Here is a 25,371-nt window from a genome sequence, read left to right as displayed (position 1 = left end):
GACTCGCCCAGAGCGATTTTGTTCCGGAGATGCAACGGGGAGATGAAGGAAATAATGCAGCTGAGCGCTCGCCACGACGAAGGTGCGCTCCCTCGCAGAAACGGTGCGAGCGGGACTCGCGGAAGCTCCCCTCACCCGCCACGCTTCGCGTGTCGGCCTCTCCCCGCACGCGGAGAGAGGCGAAGAGCTAGATCAGCTTCCGCTGCGCCAGATTCTTCATCAGTGCGCCGATGCCGAAAGTCCAGGGCTCGCATTCGTCGCTGGTCCGCATGCGGTTGACCAGCTTGCCGAGCTGGGGCGCCGAGATCGTGACGATGTCATCGCGCTTGTGCGTGAATCCCTGTCCCGTCGCCTCGCGATCCTTGACCGGCGCGAACATGGTCCCGAGGAACAGCACGAAGCCGTCAGGATATTGGTGCACTTTACCAATGGTCTGCTCGACCAGATCAGTCGGATCGCGGCTGATCATGCTGATCGAGGAATGACCGTCGAGGACGAAACCGTCGGCGCCCTTCACATTGAGACTGATATCGAGTTTGCGCGCGTCGTCGAGCGAAAAACTGTCGTCGAACAGGCGCAGCAGCGGGCCGATGGCGCACGAGGCGTTGTTGTCCTTGGCCTTCGAGAGCAAGAGCGCCGAGCGGCCCTCGAAGTCACGCAAATTGACGTCGTTGCCGAGCGCGCCACCGACGATCTTGCCGCGGCTCGACACGAACAGCACCAGTTCCGGCTCCGGATTGTTCCAGGTCGATTTCGGATGCAGCCCGGCATCCATGCCGGTGCCGACCGAAGACAAGGTCGGCGCCTTGGTGAAGACCTCGGCATCGGGGCCGATGCCGACTTCCAGATATTGGCTCCAGGCGTTCTGGTCGATCAGCACCTGCTTCAAGTGCATCGCCTGATCCGAGCCCGGCTTGAGCTTTGACAGATCGTCGCCGATCAGCCGCGTCACCTCTTTCCGGATCGCTTCGGCCGAGGCCGGATTGCCTTTCGCCCGCTCCTCGATCACGCGCTCCAGCATCGAGATGGCGAAGGTGACGCCGGCCGCCTTCAGGGTCTGGAGGTCGACCGGCGCGAGCAGCCACGGCTTTTTCGGATCGCGCCCATCGGGCGGCGTGTTGGCGACAATGGCTTCGAGATCACCGATGCGCTCGCCCCTGGTCGCGGCAAGCGCCTTGGCCGGATCGTCCTCTTCGCAGAGCGCGCTGACGGTCGGAAACTTTGCGCTGACGTCGAACACGCCATCACCGCGCACGGCGACCACGGCCGGGCCATTCGCCTGCGGCAGCCAGACGCGGCCGACGAGCGTTCCCCGCGTTCCGTCTTCGGGGAGAAGGTCCTTCACCGTCAATGTCGTCATGGCCGCGTCCTCGCTCTTTTCGGAACGGCCACGCTCACAGAGGCCGATCACGTTGGCGAAGACCAATAAACGTCTGGGACGGGAAGTCCAGCGCGGCAGCGTGCCGCGCTTCTATGCCCCTGCCCGCGCCTTTCGAGCGGCGATCTGCTGGAGTGCCCAGCGCGCGTTCTTGCGCACGTCGGGATCGGGATCGTCGGCGATGAGGGCGAGGAACGCTTCGCCGTCGGGATGAGCGATCTCGCCGAGCGCGGCGGCCGCCTCCTTGCGCAGATTGGCCTGGTCGTGGTTGATGCAATTGCCGATCGGCCGCACCGCGCGTTCGATCTTCATGCGGCCGAGGCTGCGGATCACCTTCACCCGCACCTGCCAGAACTCGTCGGCAAGGGAGCCGACGAGTTGGTCGGCGGCGATCGAACCGTTGACGTTGAGGCCCAGCGTCTCCGCGGCCATCTCGCGGACCATCCAGTCCGAATCCTTCAATGCGCGCGTGATCGTCTCGGCGGCCGGCTTCAGATGCGAGAACGCGAGGGCGCTCACGGCGGCACGGCGGACATGCGCGTCGGGATCGTTGATCAGCGCGGTCAGCGCGGGGATGGACTCTTCCAGCTTCAGAAAGCCGATCACGCCGATCGCCTGCACGCGCACGGCGGCGTCGGAATCCTGGAGAGCTTCCAGCGCCGGCTTCAGCGTGTCCTTGTTGCGCAGCTCCTTCAGCGCGCGGAGCGCGCCCATGCGGACAAAGGCATGGCCGTGCTTGACCAGGGGCAGGACGATGTCGGCACAGGCGGGATCCTTGAACTCGGCCATGCTGTCGGCCGCGGCCGCTGCCACGATTCTTTCGGGATCGACCAGCAGCTTCACCAGCGCGCTGGCAGCCTCCGGCCCGTCGAATTCACCCAGCGCCATCGCGACCTGCTGGCGCACGCCGGCATCGGGATCGGCGACCATGTTGGCGAGATGGCCGACGGCGGCGGGATCGCCGGAATGACCGAGCGCGATGATGGCGACGCGGCGCTCCGCTGGATCGGCAGCCTGCAAGCGCTCGTCGGCATCTTCGAGATCGTCGTAGGATTCGAACGGGCTCGACATGATCACCTCAGCAGATAGGGAATGTTGACGGTGACGGCGCCGGTCGGGCAATCGGCCTCGCAAGGCATGCAGTACCAGCATTCGTCATAGGCCATGTAGGCCTTGCCGGTCATGTCGCTGATACGAAGCACGTCGAGCGGGCAGACGTCTACGCAGACGGTGCAGCCCTTGTCGGCGATGCATTTGGCGTCGTCGACGACCACCGGAACCGATGTCTGATAGGAAGCGAGAGGCATCGTAGGTCTCCTGTTGTTTGTCCCGTGGATCAGGCGGTGGCGCGGATGCGCTGCTTGTCGTAGAGATCCTTCTCGTCGTCGGCGATCGGCACGACATAGGGCTCCACGGCGCGCTTCTCGCTGGTCATCTTGCCGTTCTGCTTGCTGAGCAGCGTGTGGCAGAACCAGTTCTCGTTGTCCTTCTCCGGAAAATCCGTGCGCCAGTGATAAAGGCCCCAGCGGCTTTCCTCGCGGTAGAGCGAGGCGTGCACGGCCATGTCGGCGCAGTCCATGATCGATTGCACTTCGAGGGCACGGAGCAGTTCGTGCGCGTTGCGCGCGATCATATGCTCCTGCATGTCCTCGCGGGCCTCGGCAAGGCGGCGCATGCCGAGCTCGTATTTGCGCGTGACTTTCGGCGGCTGGAGATAGTCGTTGACGAGGCGGCGGGTTTTGTACTCGATCTGGTTCGGCGGAATGCCGTCCTCGCGTTTGGTCGGCGCCATCACGCGGTCACGCTCCCTGGCGATATCGGCAGCGTCGAATTCCGCGAAGTTATGGTTCTCGGCGAACTCCATCGCGTCGATGCCGGCGACCGAGCCGTTGGTGAAGGCACCCAGCATGTAATTGTGCGGCACGCTCGCCATGTCGCCGGCGGCGTAGAGGCCGGGCACGGTGGTGCGCGCGTTGTCGTCGACGAACACGCCGGAGGCGCTGTGGCCGGAGCAGAAGCCGATCTCGGAGATGTGCATCTCGATCGACTCGTTGCGGTAGTCCACCCCGCGCCCCTGCTGGAACAGGCCGCGCGTCGGCCGCTCCACCTTGTGCAGGGTGGATTCGATCTCGGAGATGGTGTCGGGGTGAAGATGCTTGAGCTGGAGGAACACCGGGCCCTTGCCGGACAAGAGCTCATTGTAGAACTCGAGCATCATCTGACCGGACCAGTAGTCGCATTCGATGAAGCGCGATCCCTCGTTGTTCGCCGTGAAGGCGCCGAAGGGACCGGCGACATAGGCGCAGGCCGGGCCGTTATAGTCCTTGATCAGCGGGTTGATCTGGTAGCATTCGAGGTTCGCGAGCGCGGCGCCGGCGTGATAGGCCATGGAATAGCCGTCACCGGAATTGGCGGCGTTCTCGTAAGTGCCGAACATGTAGCCGGAGGTCGGCAGACCGAGCCGGCCGGCGGCGCCCATGCAGAGGATGACGGCCTTGGCCTTGATTACCAGCATCTCGGCGGTGCGGGTGTTGACGCTGATCGCGCCGGCGATGCGGCCGTCGGCGGACTTCAAGAGCCGTGTCGCCATGTAGCGGTTGGAGATCAGGATGCGGGCGCGGCGGAGCTGGCGATAGAGCGCCTTCTTCACGGTCTCGCCGTTCGGCATCGGCAGCACGTAGGTGCCGATATGGTGCACCTTCTTGACGGCGTAGTCACCGTTCTCGTTCTTCAGGAAGCGGATGCCGAAACTGTCGAGCTCTTCGATGATCGAGTAGCAGTTTTGCGCGTATTTGTAGACCGCCTTCTGGTCGACGATGCCGTCATTGGCGATGGTGATTTCCTTGGTGTATTGCTCCGGCGTCGCGTAGCCGGGGATGACAGCGTTGTTCAGCCCGTCCATGCCCATCGAGATCGCGCCGGAGCGCTTGACGTTGGCTTTTTCGAGCAGAACGACGTTGGCCTTCGGGTTCTTCAGCTTCGCCTTCAGCGCTGCCATCGGGCCGGCCGTGCCGCCGCCGATCACCAGCACGTCGCAGGAAACCTCCGAAAGTCCGTCGACGATCTGATCTAGTGCCATCGCTTGCTCCTGGTTCGCCGGCAGGTCCGGCGCCTTTGCATCAGATTTGTTCAGGTGGCTTTCCGGCGATAGCAATTAGTTGTCGCCGGGCTGCGATTTGGCCTCAGCGCTCGACAAAAGCCTTTTCGATGACGAAATGGCCGGGCCGGCTGTGATTGCCCTCGACAAAGCCGCGCGCAGAGAGCATCGCGGGAAGTTCCTCCAGCATCGCCGGGCTGCCGCACAGCATGATGCGGTCGGTCTCGATATCGAGGCCGGATAGCCCGATGTCGTCGAACAGCTGGTTCGAGGCGATCAAATCGCTGATGCGGCCGCGATTGCGGAACGGCTCGCGGGTGACGGTCGGGTAGTAGACCAGCTTGTCGCGGATCAGCGGCCCGAAGAATTCGTGATTGCGCAGGCCTTCGACGAGGTGCTCGCCATAAGCGAGCTCGGAGACCTGGCGGCAGCCATGAGCGAGCACGATGGTCTCGTAATTCTCGTAGACGTCGGGGTCCTTGATCAGGCTGGCGAACGGCGCAAGCCCCGTTCCGGTCGAGAGCAGCAACAGGCGTTTGCCGGGAATGAGATTGCCGGTGATCAGCGTGCCCGTCGCCTTGCGGCCGACCAGGATGATGTCGCCTTCCCTGATCGTCTGGAGCCGCGAGGTCAGCGGGCCGTCCTGCACCTTGATCGAGAAGAATTCGAGCGCCTCCTCGTGATTGGCGCTGGCCATGCTGTAGGCCCGCAGCAACGGCTTGCCCTCGACCTCCAGTCCGATCATCGCGAACTGGCCGTTCTGGAAGCGGAAGCCCGGATCGCGCGTCGCGGTGAAGCTGAACAGGGACTCGGTCCAATGGGTGACCGACAAAACCGTTTCCTTCTGAAATGCGCTCATTGTCTCTCCTGACCTCGATGGGGCACAAGGTTTCCGAGAGAGGAGAATCCGGCAACGCCGAACTGAAAGTCCCGGTCGATTAGTTTCACATTTCACGGGCGATGATCGAACAGAAGGCAGCGCCGTTGCGCCGACGCCGGCAATTAGTTGCTATTCGCGCTCGTCTGCGATCGCGTAGAAGCGAACATGACCATGACCCTGGTGGCACCGACCGTGGCCGATTACGAAACAAGCGCCGACCTCGCGACGCTCCGCGTCCGCACCACCGAGGACGACGCGCTGGACTTGCCCGCGGAAAAACTCCGCCTCTCCTGCAAATGCGCCCACTGCACCCGTGCCCGCTTCGACGGCCGATTCCCGGAAGCGTTTCCGGGGATCGCGATCACGGAGATCGGCGATCTCGGCTACGGGCTGAACATCTCGTTTTCGGATGGGCATAATCGCGGGATTTACCCCATGCCGTATTTGCTGAGCTTGGCGGGGCGCTAGGCGCCCCAGGTCGTCTTCCAAACTCCGCTGTCATTCCCCGCGACCCGGCTACGCCAAGGCTTCGCCGGGGTTAAGGTCTAGGGGCGCCGAAGCTTTAGCGAAGGCGGCAGGCGGGGAATCCAGTAAGCCGCGGCCCCACCGTAACCCACTGACGTCTCTGGAATACTGGATCGCCCGGTCAAGCCGGACGATGACAGCGGAGTTAATCTGGCACGGACATTGCTCCTCTTTAGAACGATTTTGATCGTTCCGGAGGCAGACGATGTTGCAGGCGGCGAACGCGGTTCGCGGTTCGGTTCCCCCGGCAGTCCGGCCTGCCGGCAGCTCCTCGCTGCTGCTCACCGAGAACCAGCAATGGATCGGCGGACCGCCGCCGCTGATGGACAAGCTCAGCCAGCGCGAGCGCGAACTGGTGCTGAAGCAGGGCCGCCGGAAAGTGCTCAACCGCGGCCAGACGCTGTTCAGCCAGGGCGGCAAGCACGACGGTATCTGGCTGATCGAGAGCGGCCGCATCCGGGTGTTCTATATCTCCCCGCTCGGGCGCGAGATCACGCTGGCCTATTGGCATGTCGGCAATTTCGTCGGCGGGCCCGAAGTATTCGAAGGCACCGTGCATCAATGGTCCGGCGTTGCATCCAGCAATTGCAGCGTCGTGCACCTGCCCGGAAAAGAACTCCGCGCGCTTGCCGTAGAGATCCCGAACCTCGCGATCGGCCTGATCGAGGGCCTGACCTTCAAGGGCAAATGCTATTCGGCGCTGGCCCAGATGCTGGGAACGCGCTCGATCACGCAGCGCCTTGCGCATCTGTTGCTGCACCTCGTCGCGCTCTATGGCGTCGAGGACGCCGACGGAAGGGTGATCGCGGCCGCCTTCACCCATGCCGACATCGCCCACATGGTCGGCGCCACCAGGCAATGGGTCACGATCAGCCTGAAGCGCATGCAGGAGAAGGGAATCGTGCTGACCAAGCGCTCGCAGATCGTGGTCTGCCGGCCCGACGTGCTGGAAGAGATGCGGGGGCAAGCATCCGACTAGGGGTGATGCTCATGCAAGCGGCTTTATAGTGCAGGACTGCTCAAGGAGTATGCAATCAGCTTTTCCCGGCAACTAATCGACTGCGGCGTTCATTCCGGATTTGCCCTCCCCACGCCCTCACCCAATCATGGCAACCACAGCACATCCAACCGAATGAGGATGAGAATGGTCCGCCGTCTTTCCACGCACTCGATCGCGATGTCGGTGACGTCGCTGGCGCTTCTCCTGGCGCAGCCGGTCTCGGCGGAAACCGTCACCCTCGGCATCGGAACGCAGGACACCACGACCAACACGGTGACCGCAGGCGTCGTCATCCGGCAGCTGCATCTCCTCGAAAAGTACCTGCCGAAGGATGGCAAATACGCCAACATCAAATTCGAGATGGAGTGGCAGAACTTTACGTCGGGCCCGCCCGTCACCAACGCGATGATGGCCAACAAGCTGCAGATCGGCATGATGGGCGACTATCCCCTGATCGTGAACGGCTTCACCTTCGACAGCAACCCCGAGAGCAAGAGCCGGCTGATCGGCATCGCCGCCTACAGCCTCTCCGGCTCCGGCAACGGCATCGTCGTCCACAAGGAGTCGCCCTACTACGATCTCGCCGATCTCAAGGGCAAGCTCGTCAGCGTGCCGTTCGGCTCCGCCGCGCACGGCATGGTGCTGAAGGCGATGCAGGACCGCGGCTACGGGTCGGATTTCTTCCAGCTCGTCAGCCAGAGCCCGGAGGTCGGCTCGACCAATCTCCAGGAGAAAAAGATCGACGCGCATGCCGACTTCGTCCCGTTCGCCGAGCTGCTGCCGTTCCGCGGCTTTGCGCGCAAGATCTTCGACGGCGTCGAGACCAATCTGCCGACCTTCCACGGTATCGTGGTTCGCACCGACTTCGCGGAGAAATATCCCGAAGTCGTCGTTGCCTATTTCAAGGCGCTGATCGCCGCCAACCAGTGGCTGCGCGACGATCCGAAACTCGCCGCCGAAAAGATCCAGGAATGGACCGGCATCAACAAGGAGGTCGTCTACATCTTCCTCGGCCCCAGCGGCAACATGACCACCGATCCCACAGTCAAGCCGGCGCTGATCGATGCCGCCGCGACCGACGTCAAGGTGCTGCAAAACCTCGGCCGCATGAAAGAGTTCGATCCCAAGAAATGGGTCGACGACAGCTACATCCGCAAGGCCTATGCCGAGATGAAGCTCGACTACGACGCGCAGCTCGCGAACACCAAAAACTACGAAATCTCCGGCGAAGACGCTTTCTGCAAGAAGCCGATCACCGATCCGCGCAAGGCTGGTGAGGTCTGGGTGGACGAGGCCGGCATCATGCCGTTCTCGTCGGCCAGCTGCACGCTCGGCGCCTATGCCGACTTCAAGGCCAAGGGCAAGAAGATCAACGTCGCCTACGTTTTCGATACCACCCGCGGCATCAAGCTGTTCGCCGACCAGGCCTTCTTCGCCGTCGGCAGTGGTGAGGTTGCACCGTTCCTGCTGAAGAAAGACGCCGAAGCCCATGCCGCCAAGATCAGCGGCAAGGTGCTCGGCTTCGAGGACGCGGTGAAGGCGGCGGTCAGCGGGGGCAAGACGTGAGCAGTCCCGCCCTCCTCAGACATTCCGAGGACAGCATGCCGGCAGCAAATGCAATCGGCGAGGCGGGCTCCGTGCCCGCCACTCTGCCCGCGACCCCTACCTTCGGCACGCTCGCGCTGCGCTGGTACCGGCTCAACCGGGGCGGACTGCGCGCGACCGCGGTCGGCATCGTCTCGCTGCTCGCCTTCCTGCTGGTCTGGCACCTGCTCACGACCTATCGCGTCGTGTTCTTCGTGCGCTTCACCAACGTGCCCTCGCCGCTCGCGGTCTATGCGAGCTTCACCAAGGCGATCCACGATCCCAAATTCCTGATGCACATCGTCTTGAGCTGCCGGCGCATTCTCGTCGGCTTCTCGCTCGCGGCCATCGTCGGCGTACCGCTCGGCCTGATCATGGGCCGCTTCAAGCTGGTGCATGAGATCATCTTCCCGGTCGCGGAGGTGCTGCGGCCGATCCCGGCGATCGCCTGGGTGCCGATGGCGATCATGTTGTGGCCGACCAACGAGCAGAGCATCGTCTTCATCACCTTCCTCGGCTCGTTCTTCCCGATCCTGATCAACACGCTGCACGGCATGTCGCTGGTCGACCCCGTGCTGGTGCGCGCTGCGCAGTGCCTCGGCGCGCGCGAGCGCTCGATCTTCCGCGACGTGTATTTCCCGGCCTCGCTGCCGCACATCTTCACCGGCCTCACCGTCGGAATGGGCGTGGCCTGGGTGTCGCTGATCGCGGCCGAGATGATCTCGGGACAATACGGCATCGGCTATTTCACCTGGGAGGCCTATTCGCTGGTCCAGTATGCCGACATCGCACTCGGCATGATCGCGATCGGCGTGCTCGGCCTTGGATCGAGCATGCTGATCCGGGGCGCCGGGCAATTGGTGATGCCGTGGAGGTCAAGATGAGCGAGATCATTGCCAAGGCGCCGCAGGGCCATATCGAGGTCAGGAATTTCTCGCTGAGCTACGACAGCATCGAGGGACCGGTTCAGGCCGTCACCGATACGCAGATCCATGTGCAGCCCGGCGAGTTCGTCTCGATCGTCGGGCCCTCCGGCTGCGGAAAGTCGACGCTGCTCAATGCGGTCGCGGGCTTCCTCAAGCCGACCACGGGCATGGTCACCGTCGACGGCGAGAAGGTCAACGGCCCCAGCGCCGAGCGCGGCATGGTGTTCCAGCAATATTCGCTGTTTCCCTGGAAGACCGTGCGGGAGAATGTCGAGTTCGGCCTGAAGATGCGCGGCATGCCGCGCTCGCAACGCGAACGCGCGGCACGGACCCTGCTCGGACTCGCCGGCCTCGAAGCATTCGAAAAGCATTATCCGGAAAAGCTTTCCGGCGGCATGAAGCAGCGCGTCGGCATCGTGCGTGCGCTCGCGACCGGGCCGAAGGTGCTGCTGCTCGACGAGCCCTTCGGCGCGCTGGACGCGCAGACCCGCGTCATCATGCAGCAGATCCTCACCAACATGTGGCAGCGGCTGAAGATCTCGGTGCTGTTCGTCACCCACGACATCGACGAGGCGATCTTCCTGTCCGACCGCGTCTACTGCATGACCGCCCGTCCCGGCTCGATCAAGGCCGAAATCCCGATCCCGCTGGAGCGGCCGCGCCAGCAGTCAATGATGATGTCGTCGGAATTTTTGGCGCTGCGCCGCGGACTGATGTCGCTGATCCGCGAAGAAAGCATCAAGGCAATGGGCGGCGAGCTAACCGACATGGGCATGCAGGGGCTCAATATCGAGTTGCACGGGCATTCGCTCGCGGATGTGATTTAACTTACCTCGCCCCAAGCGGGCGAGGTAATGCGCGAGCCTCAGCCCGTCACTTGAACCAATGCACCAGCGCGATGCTGATGCCGAGCAGCAGCATCAGCGACAGCGTCACGGCGGCCGTCACCCGGCCGCCGACATTGGCAAGCACCTTCACGTCGACGCCGAGGCCAAGCGCGGCCATCGACACCACTGTGAGAAAACCAGTGATCCGCGTGATCGGAGCAACCACCGTGCCCGGCACGATCTCGAGCGAGCGCAGGGTCGCCAGCGCGAGGAAGCCGAGAATGAACCACGGGACCAGGCGGAAGAAGCCGACATTGGTCTTCTTGGCGCCGCTCTGCCAGCGCGAGGCCGTCAGCGAGAGGCCGACGACGACCGGCCCGAGCATCAGCACGCGCATCAGTTTCACGAGCGTGCCGATCTGGGTCGAGACAAGCCCCGCCGGCACCGTCGCCGCCAGCACCTGCGGCACGGCATAGACGGTGAGCCCCGCGAGGATGCCGTATTGCGTCGCCGTCAAGTGCAGCAGCGGGATCAGCAGCGGCAGGCCCAGCACCATCATCACGCCAAGGATCGCGGTGAATGAGATCGAGGATGCGATTTCGTCGTTGTTGGCGCCGATGATCGGCGCCACCGCCGCGATCGCCGAATTGCCGCAGATGGAGTTGCCGCAGGCGATCAGGATCGACAACCGCGCCGAGAGACCGAGCAGACGGCTGATGCCGAAGGAGACGCAGAGCGCGACTACCACGACCGCTGCGATAGAGGCCAACAGCGCGACGCCGGACGCCGCGATCGCGGCGAAGCTGATCGAGGCCCCCAGCAGCATCACCGCGACTTCGAGCAACTGCTTGGCGCTGAACGCGATGCCCGCCTGCCAGCGCGGCGCGGGCTTCCAGAAGCTGCGTAGCGCCATGCCGAGCAGGATCGCCATCACCAGCGCCTCGACATAGGGATGTTCGAAAACGCCCAGTTCCGCCCGCTCCAGCAGGGCCGAGACACCGGCGACGAGAATGCAGAGGAGGATGCCTGGAATCAGTGCCGCAATGCGGCTCACGGCGGTGGCCGGCTTGGTATCGGCCGAGCTCGATGCTTGATTCTGCGACACAAATCTCTCCCCGAGGAGAAGGATTTATACGCAGCCCGGTCCGATTGGGGAATAAGTTTTCGACATATCAGGGCCGAGGGAAGTTCTGTACTCGGCCCGGAATAATGCGCCTCAGAAGATCAGGCTTCTGGCGAGCGAGGCGACGCGGCTGAAGCCGTCATAGACGCCCGGCTCGAAAAAGGCCGCACGCGCGAGCACGATGCCGGCGACCAGCGACCAGAACAGGCCCGTGCCGGCCCGCAGCAGCAGTTTTGACGCGCGCGACCGCGGCTGGGTGTCCGTTGCGGACACCAGCTGCTCGCCGAAGGGCTCAAATCCAGTGCGTTCCATGGTCGTCAATCCATCAAATCCTGAATGGAATGTCGTCGTTTCAGCCCCAAACGGCAATGGAAGCGATTGGCGTTTTTGGTCCTTGGCGAGGAAACTCCTTCCGCCTGACACCCACGAGACAATAGTTTTCTTCTTTCGGCCGGTTTGGCGGTCCAAAACCCCGCTACAGCGCCAGATAGCGCCGGCGGATCGCGTCGTTGGCCTTGAGCTCGTCGATTCCGCCGGCATAGACAATCTGTCCCTTGTCGATGACCGTGGCGTGGCTCGCCAGCCCCAGGCAGAAATGCATGTTCTGCTCGGCGATCAGCACGGTCGAGCCGAGTTGGCGGAGCTGGCGCAATAGTTCACCGATCCGCTGCACGATGATCGGCGCGAGGCCCTCGCTCGGCTCGTCGAGCAGCAGCAGCGCCGGGTTGCCCATCAGCGTGCGCGCGATGGCAAGCATCTGCTGCTCGCCACCCGACAGGCGGCCCGCGATGCGGTGGCGCAACGGCTCCAGCAGCGGGAAGACGTCGTAGATGCGCTTGATCGGCCATTCGTCCTGGCCTTCGGGTCCGCGCTTCCTGCCGATGACGAGGTTATCCTCGACCGTGTGCTCCGGAAAGATCTGGCGGTCCTCCGGCACGAAGCCGAGGCCGGCGCGCGCGATATGATGCGGCTTCTGGCCGGAGATCACCGCGCCGCGCAGGCTGACCTTGCCGCGCCGCGGCGGCGCGAGGCCCATGATCGCTTTCATCGTCGTCGACTTGCCGGCGCCGTTGCGGCCGAGCAGCGCCATGGTCTCGCCCTGCCGCACCGAGAGGCCGACACCGAACAGGATCTGGCTGGTGCCGTAATAGACGTCGAGATCGGCGACTTCGATGATGGCTGCGCTCATGCGGCGGCACCCGCATGTTCGGTCCCGAGATAGGCCTCGATTACCGCGCTGTTGTTACGGATCTCGTCCGGCGCGCCGGTCGCGAGAATGCGGCCGTAGCAGAGCACCACGATTTTTGGTGCGATCTTGAACACGATGTCCATGTCGTGCTCGATGAACACGACGGTGATTTTTTGCGTGTCCCAGAGCTCGCGCACCTTGTCGATCATGCGCCAGCGCTCCTCCGGCCCCATGCCGGCCGTCGGCTCGTCCAGCAGCAGCACCTTTGGTTCGAGCACCAGAGCCAAGGCGATGTCGAGCAGCTTCTGGTCGCCATGCGACAGCGTCGCGGCGGTGCGATTGCGTTTGCCGGCGAGGCCCAACAGCTCCATCACATGCTCGGCACGGTCGCGCGTCTCGGGCAACGGAAAGCGCTTGTGCAGCACTGCGGACGAGCGCTGGTCGGCACTGACGGCGGCGAGCATGGTCTCCTGCACCGTGAGCGATTTGAAGATGCTGGCGACCTGGAAGGCGCGGCCGATGCCGCGACGGACGATCTCCGGCGGCGAGCGGCCGGCGAGATCGACGCCGTCAAGCAGCACCTCGCCGGAATCCGGCTTCAGCGCGCCGGTGATCAGGTTGAAGAAGGTGCTCTTGCCCGCGCCGTTCGGGCCGATCACGGCGGTGAGGGTACTGTCAGGGAAATCGAGCGTGACGTCGTTGGTCGCCTTCACGCCGCCAAAGGATTTCGCGAGGTTGCGGATCTCGAGCATGGTTAGCGCCCCTCGCCTGCGTCGCGCCGGTGCGAAAACCAGTCAGCGACGAAATCCAGCAGGCCTTTGCGCAGGCCCAGCGCGAAGAACAGGATGACCACGCCGAGCACGATGCCGTGGTACTCGGTGAAGCGCGTCACGGTGTCGTTGAGCAGCAGCAGCAGCACGGTGCCGACCATCGGCCCGAGGAAGGTCGAGACGCCACCGAGCATGTTGATGAAGATGCCCTCGCCGGAGATGGTCCAATAGGCGAACTCCGGATAGGCGCCGGAGACGAACAGCGCCATCACCATGCCGCCCATCGACGCGAACAGCGCCGCCAGCACGAACACGGTCAGTTTCGCGCGCCAGACGTCGATGCCGAGGAAGCTCGCGCGCGCGGCGTTGTCACGGATCATGCGCAGCGTGTAGCCGAACGGCGACTGCGCGATCTGGCGCATCGCCAGCAGGCCAAGGACGAGAAGCGCGCAGCTCGCGATGTAGAGATGGACGTGATTGGCAAGATCGACCCCGAAGAATGCGGGGCGCGGAATGCCGCCGCGCAGGCCCTGGTCGCCGCCGGTGAACGAAGCCCAGGACAGGATGGTCGAGTGGATCAGCATCTGGAACGCCAGCGTGACGAAGGCGAAGTAGATTTCCTTCAGCCGTACGCAGATCGCGCCGATGCCGGCGGCGATCACCGCCGTGATCGCCAGCGTCGCGACAAAGGCGACCGGAATGGGCACGCTCAGCTTCTGCATGATCAGGCCAAAACTGTAGGCACCCAGGCCAAAGAACATGCCGTGGCCGAACGAGGTCAGGCCGGTGTAGCCGACCAGCAGGTTGAGCGAGGTCGCAAACAGGCCATAGGCAGAGCAGCGGATGACAAAATCGAGCAGCGCCTTGCTGCCTGTGAACAGCGGCAGGCTCGCCAGCACGGCGAAGGCGATCAGCGCGATCATGACGTCGCGGTAGCGCAGAAGCATCGCGCCACCGCGCACCGGCAACAGTGTCCGCGCGCGTCCGGCCTCCAGCTCGGTCATGCCGCCTCCTTGCCGAACAGGCCGGTGGGTTTTGAGACCAGCACGATCACCATGAACAGATACATCAGGCCTTCCGTGAACAGGGGAAAGCCGAGCGAGCCAAAAGAACGGATCAGGCCGATCAGCAGCGCGCCGACCAGCGCCCCCACGATCGAGCCCATGCCGCCGATCACGGTGACGATGAAGGATTCGATCAGCACCGAAAATCCCATGCCCGGCGTCAGCGAGCGCACCGGCGCGGCAAGCGCGCCGGCGAGGCCGGCAAGCCCGCCGCCGAGCGCGAATACGCCGCCGTAAATGAGACCGGTGTTGATGCCGAGCGCGGAGACCATTCCAGAATTGTGCGCGGCGGCGCGGATCACCTTGCCGATGCGGCTGCGCGAGAGCCCAATGCCGAGGACGATCGCCGCGGCTAGCGCCACGCCAATCAGCAGAAGATAGTAAGGAGGCACCACGCCACCGGCGATGAACAGCGGCATCACCTGGAACGCCGCCGGCATGCCCATCGACTTGAATTCCGGCCCCCAGATCAACCGCACCACATCGTCGAAGATCAGCACGAAGGCGTAGCAGACGAGAAGCTGCATCAGCACGTCGGCGCCATAGACGCGGCTCATGAAGACGCGCTCGAAGATCAATCCGAGGGTCGCGGTGCCGGCAGCACCGGCAAGCATCGCCAGCGCGAAGCTGCCGGTGAGCTGATAGGCGGTCATCGCGAAATAGGCGCCGAACATGTAGAAGGCGCCGTGGCTGAAATTGACGATCTTGAGCACGCCAAAAATCAGCGTCAGCCCGACCGCGACCAGGAACAGCAGCATGCCGATGATGAGGCCGCTGGTGGTTTGCGTCACCAGGCAGGCGGAACTGGAGAGACAGCCGGCAAGCGCGTCGAGATCCACGGGGAGCACTTCCATTGTCGTGCGCCGGTCCTGGCGCAAAAAAGAAGGGGAGACGGTCGCCCGTCTCCGCCGCACGTCAGATCAGGTGTAGCCCTTGCTCTTCTTCCACTCGGCCTCGAGCTCGAAGATGGTCTTCCAGTCGCCGGCCTTGACCTCGGGGACATAGGGCTCCTGCGGGATGGTGGTGCCCCAGCCGATGGCGTAGCCGACAAGGGTGTGGTCGTCGCCGCGCATGGTCACGGTGCCGTCGGCGCCGAACGGGCACTTGATGGTGAGGCCGGCCAGCGCCTCCGCGATCTTCTTGCCGTCGGTCGAGTTCGCCTTCTTCGCGGCTTCGGCCAAAAACATCACCGCGGTCGCGTTCTGCCAGGACCAGTTGGTGGGATACTCGTTGTACTTGGCCTTGTAGGCATCGCCCCAGGCGGCATTCTCCGGCGTAGCCGGGTAAGTCTTGATGTAGCGGTTGCCGGAATGGATGCCCTTGGGCAGGTTCTTCACCACCGTGAGCGCAGTGTAGTCGGCCATGTTGACGGCAAACACCTCCATCTGTCCGAACATCGCGTAGATGTTGGCCTGGTCGATATACGACGTGAGATCGCCGCCCCACAGGCAGGAGTACAGCGCCTGCGGCTTGGCCTGCAAAATCTTCGTCACCACCTCGGTGTAGTCGGGCTGGAACAATTTTGGCCAGGACTCGCTGATGATCTCGATGTCGGGCGCGAAGCGCTTCAGGTACAGCGTGAACTCGCCGGTGGTGTCGCGGCCATAGGCATAGTCGGGCGAGCAGGTCGCCCATTTCTTCAGACCCTTGGCTTTGGCGATCGCGGCGGCGTAGCTGCCGCCGACGATGGAATCATGGATGCCCTGGCGGACGCAGCGGAACGCGTTCGGGATGTGCTGCTTCGGATCGGCCGTCAGCGAGGACGCTTCCGAGTTGGTATGGACGCAGAGCACACCGAGATCGCGCGCCACTTCGTGAACCGCGAACGACCCGGACGACGCTTCGCCGTCGATCAGCCATTCGCAGCCGTCGGTGTTGACGAGCTCGCGCGCGACGCGGGCCGCTTCCTGCGGCTGGCCCTTGGAGTCCCGGATCACCATCTCGATGGGACGGCCGGCGAGCCCGCCGGCGGCGTTGACCTTGTCGACTTCGAGCATCACCGCATTGCGCGATGACGTGCCGAGCTGCGCGACGCGGCCCGACAAAATCGTCGGCATGCCGATCTTGATGGTCTTGGCTTGCGCGCGCGCCACCCACGGCGTGGCAACACTCATCGCACCGGCGCCCATCAGCGCCAGTGTTGAACGGCGGCTGATGCCCGGCGTGCGGGTTCTTGTCATGTTTTCCCTCCCTCTGTCGGGTCGGCGTTCCCTGATCCCTGCCGGAGATCATCTCGTCTCCGTGTTCCCAAGGATTTCAGAGGCAGGGGGTGACGTCAAGCCAATGATGAACTATGAGTCAGAATTCATCAGGGAGGAAACGGCGCCGGCAATCGGCCCAAAGCCCGCGACATGATCAACCTTTCGAGCTTCATCGCCTTTCATGCCCGGCGCGCGCCGGAGCGGCCCGCGCTGAAATATCGCGGCGAGGAGATTTCCTACGGGGTCTTCGACACGCGCGTCCGGAAGGTGGCCGGCTGGCTCGCCACGCAGGGCATCGGCGCCGGCGACGTCGTGGCCGTGCTGATGAAGAACAGCGCGGCGTTCCTGGAGCTCGTCTTCGCCGCGAGCCATCTCGGCGCGGTGTTCTTGCCGATCAACTTCCGCCTCTCCCGTGACGAGGTCGGCTACATCGCCGGCAATGCCGGCGCGCGACTATTGATTGCCGATGAGGAATTGGCAGCGAACGCAGCCGGCGCGAAGATTGTCGTGCTCGACGAGGCCGCGCAGCAGAGCGTGGCGCGCCTCGCAGGCGGAGCGCCGCCCGCGCCGATGCACGTCCGCCGGCCGACCGACCTGATGCGACTGATGTACACTTCGGGCACCACCGACCGCCCCAAGGGCGTGATGCTCACCTACGATAATTTCTACTGGAAGTCGGCCGACCAGACGATCGCGCTGGGCCTCGGTGCCGACACGCGGCTTCTCGTCGTCGGCCCGCTCTATCACGTCGGCGCGCTGGATTTGCCCGGCATCGCCGTGCTCTGGCATGGCGGCTTCATCCACATCGAACGCACTTTCGAGCCGGAAAGCGCGCTGGCCGCAATCGCGGACGACAAGCTCAACGCCGCCTGGTTCGCGCCTGTCATGACCACCGCGATGCTCACCTGCCCCACGCGCGATCGCTACGACGTGTCGAGCCTGACATGGGCGATCGGCGGCGGCGAGAAGACGCCGGAGATGCGCATCCGCGCTTTCTCTGAATACTTCCGCAATGCACGCTACATCGATGCCTATGGCCTGACCGAAACCGTGGGCGGCGACACCTTCATGGAGGCCGGCCGCGAGATCGAGAAGATCGGCTCGACCGGCCGCGCCATCGCCCATGTCGAGATCGAAATCCGCGACGAGAACGGCAAGACGCTGCCGCCGAACGTCAATGGCGAAATCTGCCTGCGCGGGCCAAAGATCACGCGGGGCTATTGGAAGGATCCGGAGAAGACGGCCGCCGCCTTCTCCGGCGACTGGTTCCGCAGCGGCGACGTCGGCTATCTCGACGAAGACGGCTTCCTGTATCTGACCGACCGCAAGAAGGACATGATCATCTCCGGCGGCGAGAACATCGCCTCCTCCGAGGTCGAGCGCGTCATCTACGATTTGCCTGAGGTGCGCGAGGTCGCGGTGATCGGCCTGCGCGATGCGCGCTGGGGCGAACGACCGGTCGCGATCGCCGTGCTGGCCGAGGGCGCGAGCCTCACACTCCCTGCCCTCACCGAGCACTGCCGCGCGCGGCTGGCGAGCTTCAAGGTGCCGAAAGAGCTGATCATCCGCGACAGCCTGCCGCGCAACCCTTCGGGAAAGATTCTCAAGCGCGTGCTGCGCGCCGAACTGGAGACCGTGGCATGACGCAAGGCCCCGCCACCGAGAAGATTTCAAAACTCAACCGCGTCGAGCGCAACGCCTGGACCAAGCAAAAGATTTTCGAGGCCGCCACCAGGGTTGTCGGCAAGCATGGCTATGCCGAAGCCTCGGTCGCCCGCATCACCGAAGAGGCCGGCGTCGCGCAAGGCACTTTCTACAATCATTTCGAGAACCGGCAGGAGTTGCTCGACCAATTGCTGCCGAAGATCGGCCTCGACATGGTCGAGTTCATCCGCGCCCGCACCGGCACCGCGGATGCGGCGCGGCAGGAGATCGCGCGCTTTTCCGCCTTCTTCGACTTCATCCGCGAAGTGCCGGAATTCTTGCGCATCCTCAACGAGGCCGAATTCTTTGCACCTCACGGCTACCAGAAGCATCTCGACAACATCTCGGTCGCCTATGTCCGCATCTTGCGTCGCGCGCGAGGCTCGGGCGCGATTCAGGATTATAGCGACGAGGAATTCGAAGCCATCGTCCACATGCTGATGGGCGCGCGCGGCTATCTCAGCCGCCGCTACTCCTATTCGGGCGGCGGCGTCACCACCGTGCCCGGGCACGTCATCTCCGCCTATCGCAAGCTGATGACGCGCGGCCTTTTCAGTGCATCCGGAGATCAGGACACGCCATGAACATCGCAGCCCCACACAAGCCGCTCGACATCGCTTCCGCCATCGCCGAGGGCGACATCCGCTGTCTCCTGATGGTGCTCGTGCACATGACCGGGGACGAGAAATGGCTCGAACCGCCGTATCTGCCCAAGCGCGACATCCGCCTCATTCCCGATCCCGAGGCCGGCGTGCCCCGGGATATCCAGGATGAAATCCGCGCCGCGGTGGTCAAACTGTTTGCCGACGGCACGCCAAAACCCGCCATTACCGATCCCGGCGAAGAGATGCTGCTCAAGATGATGCGTGCCTGCCTCGGCGAGAACGTCTCGCCTGAATATGCGCCGCTGATGCGCGAGGAGATGGGATTTGTGCCGCGCGAGGCGCGCTGGACCAAGCGTCCTTCAGACGAAAAACTCGCCGACCAGCATGTGCTGATCGTCGGTGCCGGCGTCTGCGCCATCGCGCTCGGCGTGGCGCTCGGCCATCTCGACATCCCCTACACCATCGTCGAGAAGAACGAAGAGCTTGGCGGCACCTGGTGGATCAATCGCTATCCCGGCTGCGGCGTCGACACGCCGAACCATTCCTATTCCTACTCCTTCGGCTCGGGCAATGCATGGACGCGCTATTTCTGCCAGCGCGAGGAGCTGCACGGATATCTGCTCAAGGTCGCGGAGGAATATGGCATCCGCAAGCATCTGCGCGTCAATACCGAGCTGACCTCGTCGCGTTGGGACGAAGGCAAGCGGCGCTGGATCTCGACGCTCAAGACCGAGAATGGCGAGGAAACCTTCGAATCCACTGCGCTGGTTTCGGCGATCGGGCAGCTCAATGATCCCTCTCGCGCTCACTTCAAGGGCGAGGACAATTTCGAGGGGACGATCCTGCATTCGGCGCTGTGGTCCGATGACATCGAGTTCGACGGCAAGCATGTCGCTGTGATCGGTACGGGCGCGACATCGATGCAACTGGTGCCGGCGATTGCCGGCGGCGTCGCCTCCGTCACGGTCTATCAGCGCAGCGCGCAATGGGCGCGGCCGGTGAAGGGCTATGCCGATCCGATCAGCGAGGGCGCGCGCTGGCTGCTCGCGCATTTGCCGTTCTATGTGAAATGGTACCGCTTCAACATGTTCTGGCGCTATGGCGACGGCCTGCTGCCGTTCCTGCGCAAGGATCCGGCCTGGCCGCATCCGGAGCGCGCCGTCAACAAGGGCAACGACCGGCACCGCCAGGAATTGACCGATTTCATCCATAGCGAGTTGAAGGACCGTCCCGACCTGATCGCCAAATGCGTACCGACCTACCCGCCCTACGGCAAGCGCATCCTGCTCGACAACAATTGGTTCAAGACACTGACGCGGGACAATGTCGAGCTGGTCACTGACGCCATCGACCATTTCGACCGCGGCGGCATCGTCACCGCGGATGGCGAGCACCGCCCGGCCGACATCATCGTGATTGCAACGGGCTTCAAGGTCACCGAAATGGCGGCGCGCCTCAATATCAGCGGTCGCGACGGCAAGGATTTGCGTGAGGCCTGGGGCAACGACAACCCGACCGCATTCCTCGGCCTGACCGTGCCCGATTTTCCCAATTTCTTCTGCATGCTGGGCCCCAACTCCGGCCCTGCGCATGGCGGCAGCGTCATCTTCCAGTCGGAATGCCAGAGCCGCTACATCTCCGCCTGCCTCGCCGACATGATCGAGCACGACGTCGCCGCGATCGATGTCCGCAAGGACGTGCTCGACGATTACGTCCGGAAGGTCGATGCCGAGCATGAGACGATGATCTGGACTCATCCGGGCATGAGCACCTACTATCGCAACTCCAGCGGCCGCGTGTTTTCGGCGATGCCCTGGCGCTTTGTCGACTATTGGCGCATGACGCATGACCCGGACCTGCGGCAGTACAGGCTGACGACGGCGTGAGCGTAAGGGAGGAGTCGGCGATGCCCAAGCCACTTGTCCGCATCTACACCGACTACAAGAGCCCCTACGCGTTCGTCGCCAACAAGCGCCTGTTCGAACTCGAGGAAACGCACGGCGTCGAGCTGGAATGGCTGCCCTACACGCTACGGGTCGCCGAATTCATGGGGACGGTCGAGGAGCGCACGCCGCATTTCTGGCGCAAGGTCCGCTACGCCTATATGGACGCGCGGCGCTATGCCAACGCGCAGGGGCTCGTCATGAAAGGCCCGCGGCGGATCTATGATGCCTTTCATTCCAGCGTCGGCATGCTGTTTGCACAACGGCACGGCTTCTTTCGCGCATATCACGACACGGTGTTTCGCCGTTTCTGGAGCCATGAGCTGGAGATCGACGATCTCGCTGCCATCACCGACGTCATCACGTCATGCGGTGGCTCAGCCAGTGAGTTCGAAGCCTACGTCCACGGCCCTGCCCGCGCCGAGCATGACCGCATCATCGACGAGGCCGAAGCGCTCGGCGTGTTCGGCGTACCCAGCATGGTGTTCAACGGCGAGCTGTTCTGGGGTGGCGATCGTATCGACATGCTGATCGAACGCATCGAGAAGCCCGAGACGATCGAGGCCGCGCTCGGCAGCCGCCACCGCAAGCCGGCGTAACCGCTACGCGGCCAGTGGTGTTCGGCGAAGCGAAGCGCTGACCGCTTTCCCGTGAAAATAGTCGGCTTTGGAACCAAGCCGCCGGTCGTCCGTTGGGCGCTACTAGCCAGCAGAGCTGCCGCGCCCTCGCGTCAGTATGCCTGACTTCTCAGCTCGGTCTTCGTCGCAGGGAAAAACATATGGCCGATGTCGCACATCAGATCGCCGAGCGCATTCCAATCAATCTCGTCATCAACGGCGTCAGGCGCACGCTCGACCTGATGCCCTGGACCACGCTGCTGGACGCCCTTCGGGACCATCTCGAGCTGACCGGCACCAAGAAGGGCTGCGATCATGGCCAGTGCGGTGCCTGCACAGTGCTGGTTGATGGCCGGCGGGTCAATTCCTGCCTGACGCTCGCGGTCATGAAGGATGGCGCCGAGATCACCACCGTCGAAGGGCTGGCCAAGGATGGCGCCCTGCACCCGCTGCAACAGGCCTTCATCGACCAAGACGCGTTCCAGTGCGGCTATTGCACGCCGGGACAGATTTGCTCCGCGGCGGGTCTCCTGGCCGAAGGGCACGCGAAGGATGCCGACGATATCCGGGAGCTGATGAGCGGAAATCTCTGCCGCTGCGGCGCCTATCCGAACATCGTCGCCGCCATCCAGCAGGCAATGGGCCGACCATGAACAACTTTCAGTATTCACGCGCCGCCGACGTCGACGACGCCATCCGCCTGCTTGCCACCGATCCCGACGCCAAGCTGATTGCGGGCGGCACCAATCTGATCGACTTGATGAAGGAGAATGTCGAACGGCCCTCGCGGCTGATCGACATTTCCCGCCTGCCGTTCCGCAAGATCGAGGAGACCGCCGATGGCGGCCTTCGCATCGGCGCCTTGGTGCCAAACTCGGACCTCGCCTACCATCCGCATGTCGAGCAGCGCTATCCCCTGCTCGCCAGCGCCATTCTGGCCGGCGCCTCCGCGCAACTGCGCAACATGGCCTCGGTCGGTGGCAACTTGATGCAAAGGACACGTTGCGCCTATTTCTATGACACGACCACACCTTGCAACAAGCGGGCCCCTGGTAGCGGCTGCTCGGCGATCGACGGCCTCAATCGCAATCACGCGATCCTCGGCACAAGCCCCTCCTGCATCGCGACCAATCCGTCCGACATGAGTGTTGCGCTGGTCGCTCTCGGTGCGCTCGTGCACATTGCGGGCCCCACGGGCGAGCGCCGCATCGCGCTGACTGATTTCCACCGACTACCGGGCGACACGCCTCACATGGACACCAATCTCGGCGCGGGTGAGATCATCACCGCGATCGAGCTGCCGCCGCGCGGCTTTTCCCGCAACTACAGCTATCTGAAGATCCGCGACCGGCTGTCCTATGCTTTCGCTCTGGTTTCGGTTGCGGCTGCACTCGAACTGGAGGGCAACGCCATTGGTGAGGCGCGCGTTGCACTGGGCGGGGTGGCTCACAAGCCGTGGCGCAGCCTCGAAGCCGAAGCGGCGTTGCGCGGCCAGGCGGCTACAGTGGATCATTTTTCGCGCGCTGCGGATATGATGCTGGCGGACGCGGCGGCCCGTTCGCATAACGGCTTCAAGATCGAGCTCGCACGCCGCGCCATCGTGCGGACGCTGACGCAAGCCGCGAGCGCCACGCCGCAATCGCAGGCTCACAAGAAGATCGCGTGAGGGCCCCATGAACGCCTATGTCGGAACGCCAACCTCCCGCGTCGACGGCCGAGCCAAGGTCACAGGGGCCGCCAAATACGCCGGCGAATTCCCGGCGGACGGGCTCGTCCATGGCTTCGTCGTCGAAGCCACCATTCCCTGCGGGCGGATTGCCCGCCTCGACTCCACCGAGGCGCTGAAGGTGAAGGGCGTGCTTGACGTGCTCACGCATGCGAACCGCCCGCCGCTCGCCGACGCCGACGAGGCCTGGAAGGACGAGGTGGCGCCCGAGGACGGCTCGCCTTTCCGTCCGCTTTACGATGACAGCGTCAAGTTCAATGGCCAGCCGATCGCGTTGGTCGTTGCGGAGGACTGGGAAACCGCAAAATTCGCCGCGACCCTGGTGCGCGTCGAATATCAGGAAGCCCAAGCGTTCGCGACTGATCTCGAAGCCGAGCGGGGCAAGGCCGCCGAGGTCAAGAAACCGCACAAGCCGCGGGGTGATGCCGCAGCGGCGCTGGCCGGGGCTGCCGCGCGGCATGAGGCGGACTACTTCATTCCGACCGAGCATCACAACCCGATGGAGCTGTTCGCGACCACGGCGGTCTGGGACGGAGACGGCAGGCTGACGGTCTACGACAAGACGCAGGGCGTCCAGAACGTCCACAAGTTTCTCTGCGGCGTTTTCGACAGGAAACCGGATGACGTCCGCGTGGTCTCGCCCTATGTCGGCGGTGCCTTCGGTTCCGGCTTGCGGCCGCAATATCAGGTGGTGCTGGCAACGCTGGCCGCGCTGGCGCTGAAGCGGTCCGTTCGCGTCGTGCTGACGCGGCAGCAGATGTATGGCATCGGTTACAGGCCGGCGACGATCGAGCGCGTCGGGCTCGGCGCAACGTCCGACGGCACGCTCGACGCGGTCACGCACGAAGCCACCGCCATCACCTCACGCTACGAGGATTTTTCGCGCAACGACGCCGGCTGGGCCGATCAGCTCTACCGGAGCCCGAACACACGCTTCACGCACAAGCTCGTCCGCCTCGATGTCTCCACCCCCTGCGACATGCGCGCGCCGGGAGCCGCTTCCGGCGTCTGCGCGCTCGAATGCGCGATGGACGAGCTGGCCGTCGCACTCAAGCTCGACCCGATCGAGCTCCGGCTGAAGTGCTACTCGGACCGAGACCAAAGCGAGGGCCTGCCCTACACCAGCAAGCAGCTCCGCGAATGCTATGCCCGCGGTGCGGACGCCTTCGGTTGGAGCAGGCGCAGTCCCACACCGCGCTCGATGCGCGATGGCAAGGAGCTGGTCGGCTGGGGCATGGCGACGGGTATCTGGGAAGCGCTCCAGATGCCGGTCGCAGTCCGCATCGTGCTGACGTCGAACGGACATGCGGAGGTATCTTGTGCCGCATCCGACATCGGCACCGGCACCTACACCATCGTGGCGCAGGTCGCCGCCGATGCGCTCGGCCTGCCGATCGAGAACATCAGTGTCCGGCTTGCCGACTCCACCCTGCCGCAGGCGCCGGTCGAGGGCGGCTCGTGGATGGCTGCCTCGAGCGCACACGCGGTGCTCGCAGCCGCCGAGGAGGTCCGCAAGGAACTGTTACGCCTGGCCGGGACAATGCCGGGCTCGCCGCTCGCTGGTGCCGAACTGGCCGATACGGTGCTGATCGACGGCCGCATTGCCACGACCAGCGACAACAGCCGCACAGTCTCGATCGCCGACGCGATGCGCCATGGCAACGTCGAACGCATCGAGAAGGAAAAGCTCAATCAGTTCGATGAAGACAAGAAGCATGCGCGCAATACCCATTCGGCGGTGTTCGCCGAGGTGAAAGTGGACGAGCAGCTCGGCGTCATTCGCGTGACACGGATGGTCAGTGCTGTCGCGGCCGGGCGAATCCTGAACACCAAGACCGGTCGCAGCCAGATCATGGGCAGCGTCGTCTGGGGGATCGGGATGGCCTTGCACGAGGAGACGGTGATGGACCCCCGCTTCGGCAGGATCATGAACCCAAATATCGCCGAGTACCACATCCCCGTGAATGCCGATATCCAAGACATCGACGTGATCTTCGTCGACGAACCCGACGCGCACATCAACGCGCTCGGTGTCAAGGGGCTGGGCGAGATCGGCATCGTCGGCGTCCCCGCGGCGATCGCAAACGCCGTCTACCACGCCACCGGCAAGCGCATCCGCCGCTTCCCGATCACGCTGGACAGGCTCCTCGACTGAAAGGCACCCCTTCAGCCGGTCCAATCGGCAATCGCGCCTTTGTCATCGAATTGTCAT

Annotated in this window: 24 protein-coding genes; 12 read left to right on the top strand and 12 right to left on the bottom strand. The window is 63.9% G+C overall.

Annotation, left to right across the window (positions count from 1 at the left end; genetic code table 11):
* Positions 1-187: 187 nt before the first annotated feature.
* From IVB31_RS02345 to IVB31_RS02325, 5 genes are all read right to left on the bottom strand, one after another.
* Positions 188-1,360, bottom strand: coding sequence for a fumarylacetoacetate hydrolase family protein (locus IVB31_RS02345; protein WP_247318061.1), 1,173 nt, complete (start codon positions 1,358-1,360; stop codon positions 188-190).
* Between the two features lie 111 nt (positions 1,361-1,471).
* Positions 1,472-2,449: a HEAT repeat domain-containing protein gene (locus IVB31_RS02340; protein ID WP_247318059.1), complete on the bottom strand. Its 978-nt coding sequence runs from the start codon at positions 2,447-2,449 to the stop codon at positions 1,472-1,474.
* 2 nt (positions 2,450-2,451) lie between these two features.
* On the bottom strand, positions 2,452-2,685 hold the full coding sequence (locus IVB31_RS02335; RefSeq protein ID WP_008141081.1) for a ferredoxin family protein: 234 nt from the start codon (positions 2,683-2,685) through the stop codon (positions 2,452-2,454).
* Between the two features lie 29 nt (positions 2,686-2,714).
* Positions 2,715-4,457, bottom strand: a complete 1,743-nt coding sequence (locus IVB31_RS02330; protein WP_247318057.1) for a fumarate reductase/succinate dehydrogenase flavoprotein subunit — start codon at positions 4,455-4,457, stop codon at positions 2,715-2,717.
* A 103-nt stretch (positions 4,458-4,560) separates the two neighbouring features.
* The gene (locus tag IVB31_RS02325; protein ID WP_247318055.1) at positions 4,561-5,334 is read right to left on the bottom strand and encodes a ferredoxin--NADP reductase; all 774 of its coding nucleotides are present in this window, start codon (positions 5,332-5,334) and stop codon (positions 4,561-4,563) included.
* Between the two features lie 192 nt (positions 5,335-5,526).
* On the opposite strand from IVB31_RS02325, the gene IVB31_RS02320 reads away from it, so the two are divergent.
* The 5 genes from IVB31_RS02320 to IVB31_RS02300 all read left to right on the top strand — a co-directional run bounded on the left by IVB31_RS02320 (position 5,527) and on the right by IVB31_RS02300 (position 10,217).
* Entirely contained in the window at positions 5,527-5,823 is a 297-nt protein-coding gene (locus IVB31_RS02320) for a gamma-butyrobetaine hydroxylase-like domain-containing protein (protein WP_247319372.1), read from the top strand.
* Positions 5,824-6,085: 262 nt separating this feature from the next.
* Positions 6,086-6,859 (top strand): Crp/Fnr family transcriptional regulator, encoded by a 774-nt coding sequence (locus IVB31_RS02315; RefSeq protein WP_247318053.1) that lies wholly within the window; start codon positions 6,086-6,088, stop codon positions 6,857-6,859.
* Positions 6,860-7,024: 165 nt separating this feature from the next.
* Positions 7,025-8,446: an ABC transporter substrate-binding protein gene (locus IVB31_RS02310; protein ID WP_247318052.1), complete on the top strand. Its 1,422-nt coding sequence runs from the start codon at positions 7,025-7,027 to the stop codon at positions 8,444-8,446.
* Positions 8,447-8,481: 35 nt separating this feature from the next.
* Positions 8,482-9,348, top strand: coding sequence for an ABC transporter permease (locus IVB31_RS02305; protein ID WP_247318051.1), 867 nt, complete (start codon positions 8,482-8,484; stop codon positions 9,346-9,348).
* Positions 9,345-10,217 (top strand): ABC transporter ATP-binding protein, encoded by an 873-nt coding sequence (locus tag IVB31_RS02300; RefSeq protein WP_247318049.1) that lies wholly within the window; start codon positions 9,345-9,347, stop codon positions 10,215-10,217. The genes IVB31_RS02305 and IVB31_RS02300 overlap by 4 nt, the downstream gene beginning before the upstream one ends.
* A gap of 46 nt (positions 10,218-10,263) precedes the next feature.
* On the opposite strand, the gene IVB31_RS02295 is transcribed toward IVB31_RS02300, so the two are convergent.
* The 7 genes from IVB31_RS02295 to IVB31_RS02265 form a co-directional block, all read right to left on the bottom strand.
* Positions 10,264-11,322 (bottom strand): putative sulfate exporter family transporter, encoded by a 1,059-nt coding sequence (locus IVB31_RS02295; RefSeq protein ID WP_247318046.1) that lies wholly within the window; start codon positions 11,320-11,322, stop codon positions 10,264-10,266.
* Positions 11,323-11,433: 111 nt separating this feature from the next.
* Positions 11,434-11,652, bottom strand: a complete 219-nt coding sequence (locus tag IVB31_RS02290) for a hypothetical protein (RefSeq protein WP_247318044.1) — start codon at positions 11,650-11,652, stop codon at positions 11,434-11,436.
* Positions 11,653-11,815: 163 nt separating this feature from the next.
* Positions 11,816-12,529 (bottom strand): ABC transporter ATP-binding protein, encoded by a 714-nt coding sequence (locus tag IVB31_RS02285; protein WP_247318040.1) that lies wholly within the window; start codon positions 12,527-12,529, stop codon positions 11,816-11,818.
* Positions 12,526-13,281, bottom strand: coding sequence for an ABC transporter ATP-binding protein (locus tag IVB31_RS02280; protein ID WP_247318037.1), 756 nt, complete (start codon positions 13,279-13,281; stop codon positions 12,526-12,528). The genes IVB31_RS02285 and IVB31_RS02280 overlap by 4 nt, the downstream gene beginning before the upstream one ends.
* 2 nt (positions 13,282-13,283) lie before the next feature.
* Entirely contained in the window at positions 13,284-14,303 is a 1,020-nt protein-coding gene (locus IVB31_RS02275; RefSeq protein WP_247318035.1) for a branched-chain amino acid ABC transporter permease, read from the bottom strand.
* A complete protein-coding gene (locus IVB31_RS02270) occupies positions 14,300-15,202 on the bottom strand; it encodes a branched-chain amino acid ABC transporter permease (protein ID WP_346730851.1) in 903 nt (300 codons plus the stop codon). Before IVB31_RS02270 ends, IVB31_RS02275 begins: the two co-directional genes overlap by 4 nt.
* Before the next feature lie 81 nt (positions 15,203-15,283).
* Complete coding sequence (locus IVB31_RS02265) at positions 15,284-16,543, bottom strand: ABC transporter substrate-binding protein (protein ID WP_247318031.1); 1,260 nt, start codon at positions 16,541-16,543, stop codon at positions 15,284-15,286.
* A 171-nt stretch (positions 16,544-16,714) separates the two neighbouring features.
* Between IVB31_RS02265 and IVB31_RS02260 the strand changes: the two genes are divergently transcribed.
* The 7 genes from IVB31_RS02260 (at position 16,715) to IVB31_RS02230 (ending at position 25,314) form a co-directional block, all read left to right on the top strand.
* A complete protein-coding gene (locus IVB31_RS02260) occupies positions 16,715-18,208 on the top strand; it encodes an AMP-binding protein (protein WP_247318029.1) in 1,494 nt (497 codons plus the stop codon).
* Positions 18,205-18,852, top strand: coding sequence for a TetR/AcrR family transcriptional regulator (locus IVB31_RS02255; RefSeq protein WP_247318027.1), 648 nt, complete (start codon positions 18,205-18,207; stop codon positions 18,850-18,852). Before IVB31_RS02260 ends, IVB31_RS02255 begins: the two co-directional genes overlap by 4 nt.
* Entirely contained in the window at positions 18,849-20,759 is a 1,911-nt protein-coding gene (locus tag IVB31_RS02250) for an NAD(P)/FAD-dependent oxidoreductase (protein ID WP_247318025.1), read from the top strand. Before IVB31_RS02255 ends, IVB31_RS02250 begins: the two co-directional genes overlap by 4 nt.
* A 20-nt stretch (positions 20,760-20,779) precedes the next feature.
* Entirely contained in the window at positions 20,780-21,415 is a 636-nt protein-coding gene (locus tag IVB31_RS02245; RefSeq protein WP_247318022.1) for a DsbA family protein, read from the top strand.
* Between the two features lie 179 nt (positions 21,416-21,594).
* Positions 21,595-22,086: a (2Fe-2S)-binding protein gene (locus IVB31_RS02240; protein WP_247318020.1), complete on the top strand. Its 492-nt coding sequence runs from the start codon at positions 21,595-21,597 to the stop codon at positions 22,084-22,086.
* The gene (locus IVB31_RS02235) at positions 22,083-23,099 is read left to right on the top strand and encodes a xanthine dehydrogenase family protein subunit M (protein WP_247318016.1); all 1,017 of its coding nucleotides are present in this window, start codon (positions 22,083-22,085) and stop codon (positions 23,097-23,099) included. The genes IVB31_RS02240 and IVB31_RS02235 overlap by 4 nt, the downstream gene beginning before the upstream one ends.
* Positions 23,100-23,106: 7 nt before the next feature.
* Positions 23,107-25,314 carry a xanthine dehydrogenase family protein molybdopterin-binding subunit gene (locus IVB31_RS02230; protein ID WP_247318013.1) on the top strand — a complete coding sequence of 736 codons (2,208 nt, stop codon included), beginning with the start codon at positions 23,107-23,109 and terminating at the stop codon, positions 25,312-25,314.
* The last annotated feature ends 57 nt before the right edge of the window (positions 25,315-25,371 follow it).

It is taken from the genome of Bradyrhizobium sp. 21 (assembly GCF_023073335.1).
Lineage (GTDB): Bacteria > Pseudomonadota > Alphaproteobacteria > Rhizobiales > Xanthobacteraceae > Bradyrhizobium.
Note: the sequence above shows the minus strand (reverse complement) of the source record. Positions and strands in the feature narration are given on the sequence as shown.

What these genes read in the sequence shown, in the direction of transcription:
- IVB31_RS02345 (WP_247318061.1), bottom strand. Translation starts at nt 1,360, where the DNA reads ATGACGACATTGACGGTGAAGGACCTTCTCCCCGAAGACGGAACGCGG.
- IVB31_RS02340 (WP_247318059.1), bottom strand. Translation starts at nt 2,449, where the DNA reads ATGTCGAGCCCGTTCGAATCCTACGACGATCTCGAAGATGCCGACGAG.
- IVB31_RS02335 (WP_008141081.1), bottom strand. Translation starts at nt 2,685, where the DNA reads ATGCCTCTCGCTTCCTATCAGACATCGGTTCCGGTGGTCGTCGACGAC.
- IVB31_RS02330 (WP_247318057.1), bottom strand. Translation starts at nt 4,457, where the DNA reads ATGGCACTAGATCAGATCGTCGACGGACTTTCGGAGGTTTCCTGCGAC.
- IVB31_RS02325 (WP_247318055.1), bottom strand. Translation starts at nt 5,334, where the DNA reads ATGAGCGCATTTCAGAAGGAAACGGTTTTGTCGGTCACCCATTGGACC.
- IVB31_RS02320 (WP_247319372.1), top strand. Translation starts at nt 5,527, where the DNA reads ATGACCCTGGTGGCACCGACCGTGGCCGATTACGAAACAAGCGCCGAC.
- IVB31_RS02315 (WP_247318053.1), top strand. Translation starts at nt 6,086, where the DNA reads ATGTTGCAGGCGGCGAACGCGGTTCGCGGTTCGGTTCCCCCGGCAGTC.
- IVB31_RS02310 (WP_247318052.1), top strand. Translation starts at nt 7,025, where the DNA reads ATGGTCCGCCGTCTTTCCACGCACTCGATCGCGATGTCGGTGACGTCG.
- IVB31_RS02305 (WP_247318051.1), top strand. Translation starts at nt 8,482, where the DNA reads ATGCCGGCAGCAAATGCAATCGGCGAGGCGGGCTCCGTGCCCGCCACT.
- IVB31_RS02300 (WP_247318049.1), top strand. Translation starts at nt 9,345, where the DNA reads ATGAGCGAGATCATTGCCAAGGCGCCGCAGGGCCATATCGAGGTCAGG.
- IVB31_RS02290 (WP_247318044.1), bottom strand. Translation starts at nt 11,652, where the DNA reads ATGGAACGCACTGGATTTGAGCCCTTCGGCGAGCAGCTGGTGTCCGCA.
- IVB31_RS02285 (WP_247318040.1), bottom strand. Translation starts at nt 12,529, where the DNA reads ATGAGCGCAGCCATCATCGAAGTCGCCGATCTCGACGTCTATTACGGC.
- IVB31_RS02280 (WP_247318037.1), bottom strand. Translation starts at nt 13,281, where the DNA reads ATGCTCGAGATCCGCAACCTCGCGAAATCCTTTGGCGGCGTGAAGGCG.
- IVB31_RS02275 (WP_247318035.1), bottom strand. Translation starts at nt 14,303, where the DNA reads ATGACCGAGCTGGAGGCCGGACGCGCGCGGACACTGTTGCCGGTGCGC.
- IVB31_RS02265 (WP_247318031.1), bottom strand. Translation starts at nt 16,543, where the DNA reads ATGACAAGAACCCGCACGCCGGGCATCAGCCGCCGTTCAACACTGGCG.
- IVB31_RS02260 (WP_247318029.1), top strand. Translation starts at nt 16,715, where the DNA reads ATGATCAACCTTTCGAGCTTCATCGCCTTTCATGCCCGGCGCGCGCCG.
- IVB31_RS02255 (WP_247318027.1), top strand. Translation starts at nt 18,205, where the DNA reads ATGACGCAAGGCCCCGCCACCGAGAAGATTTCAAAACTCAACCGCGTC.
- IVB31_RS02250 (WP_247318025.1), top strand. Translation starts at nt 18,849, where the DNA reads ATGAACATCGCAGCCCCACACAAGCCGCTCGACATCGCTTCCGCCATC.
- IVB31_RS02245 (WP_247318022.1), top strand. Translation starts at nt 20,780, where the DNA reads ATGCCCAAGCCACTTGTCCGCATCTACACCGACTACAAGAGCCCCTAC.
- IVB31_RS02240 (WP_247318020.1), top strand. Translation starts at nt 21,595, where the DNA reads ATGGCCGATGTCGCACATCAGATCGCCGAGCGCATTCCAATCAATCTC.
- IVB31_RS02235 (WP_247318016.1), top strand. Translation starts at nt 22,083, where the DNA reads ATGAACAACTTTCAGTATTCACGCGCCGCCGACGTCGACGACGCCATC.
- IVB31_RS02230 (WP_247318013.1), top strand. Translation starts at nt 23,107, where the DNA reads ATGAACGCCTATGTCGGAACGCCAACCTCCCGCGTCGACGGCCGAGCC.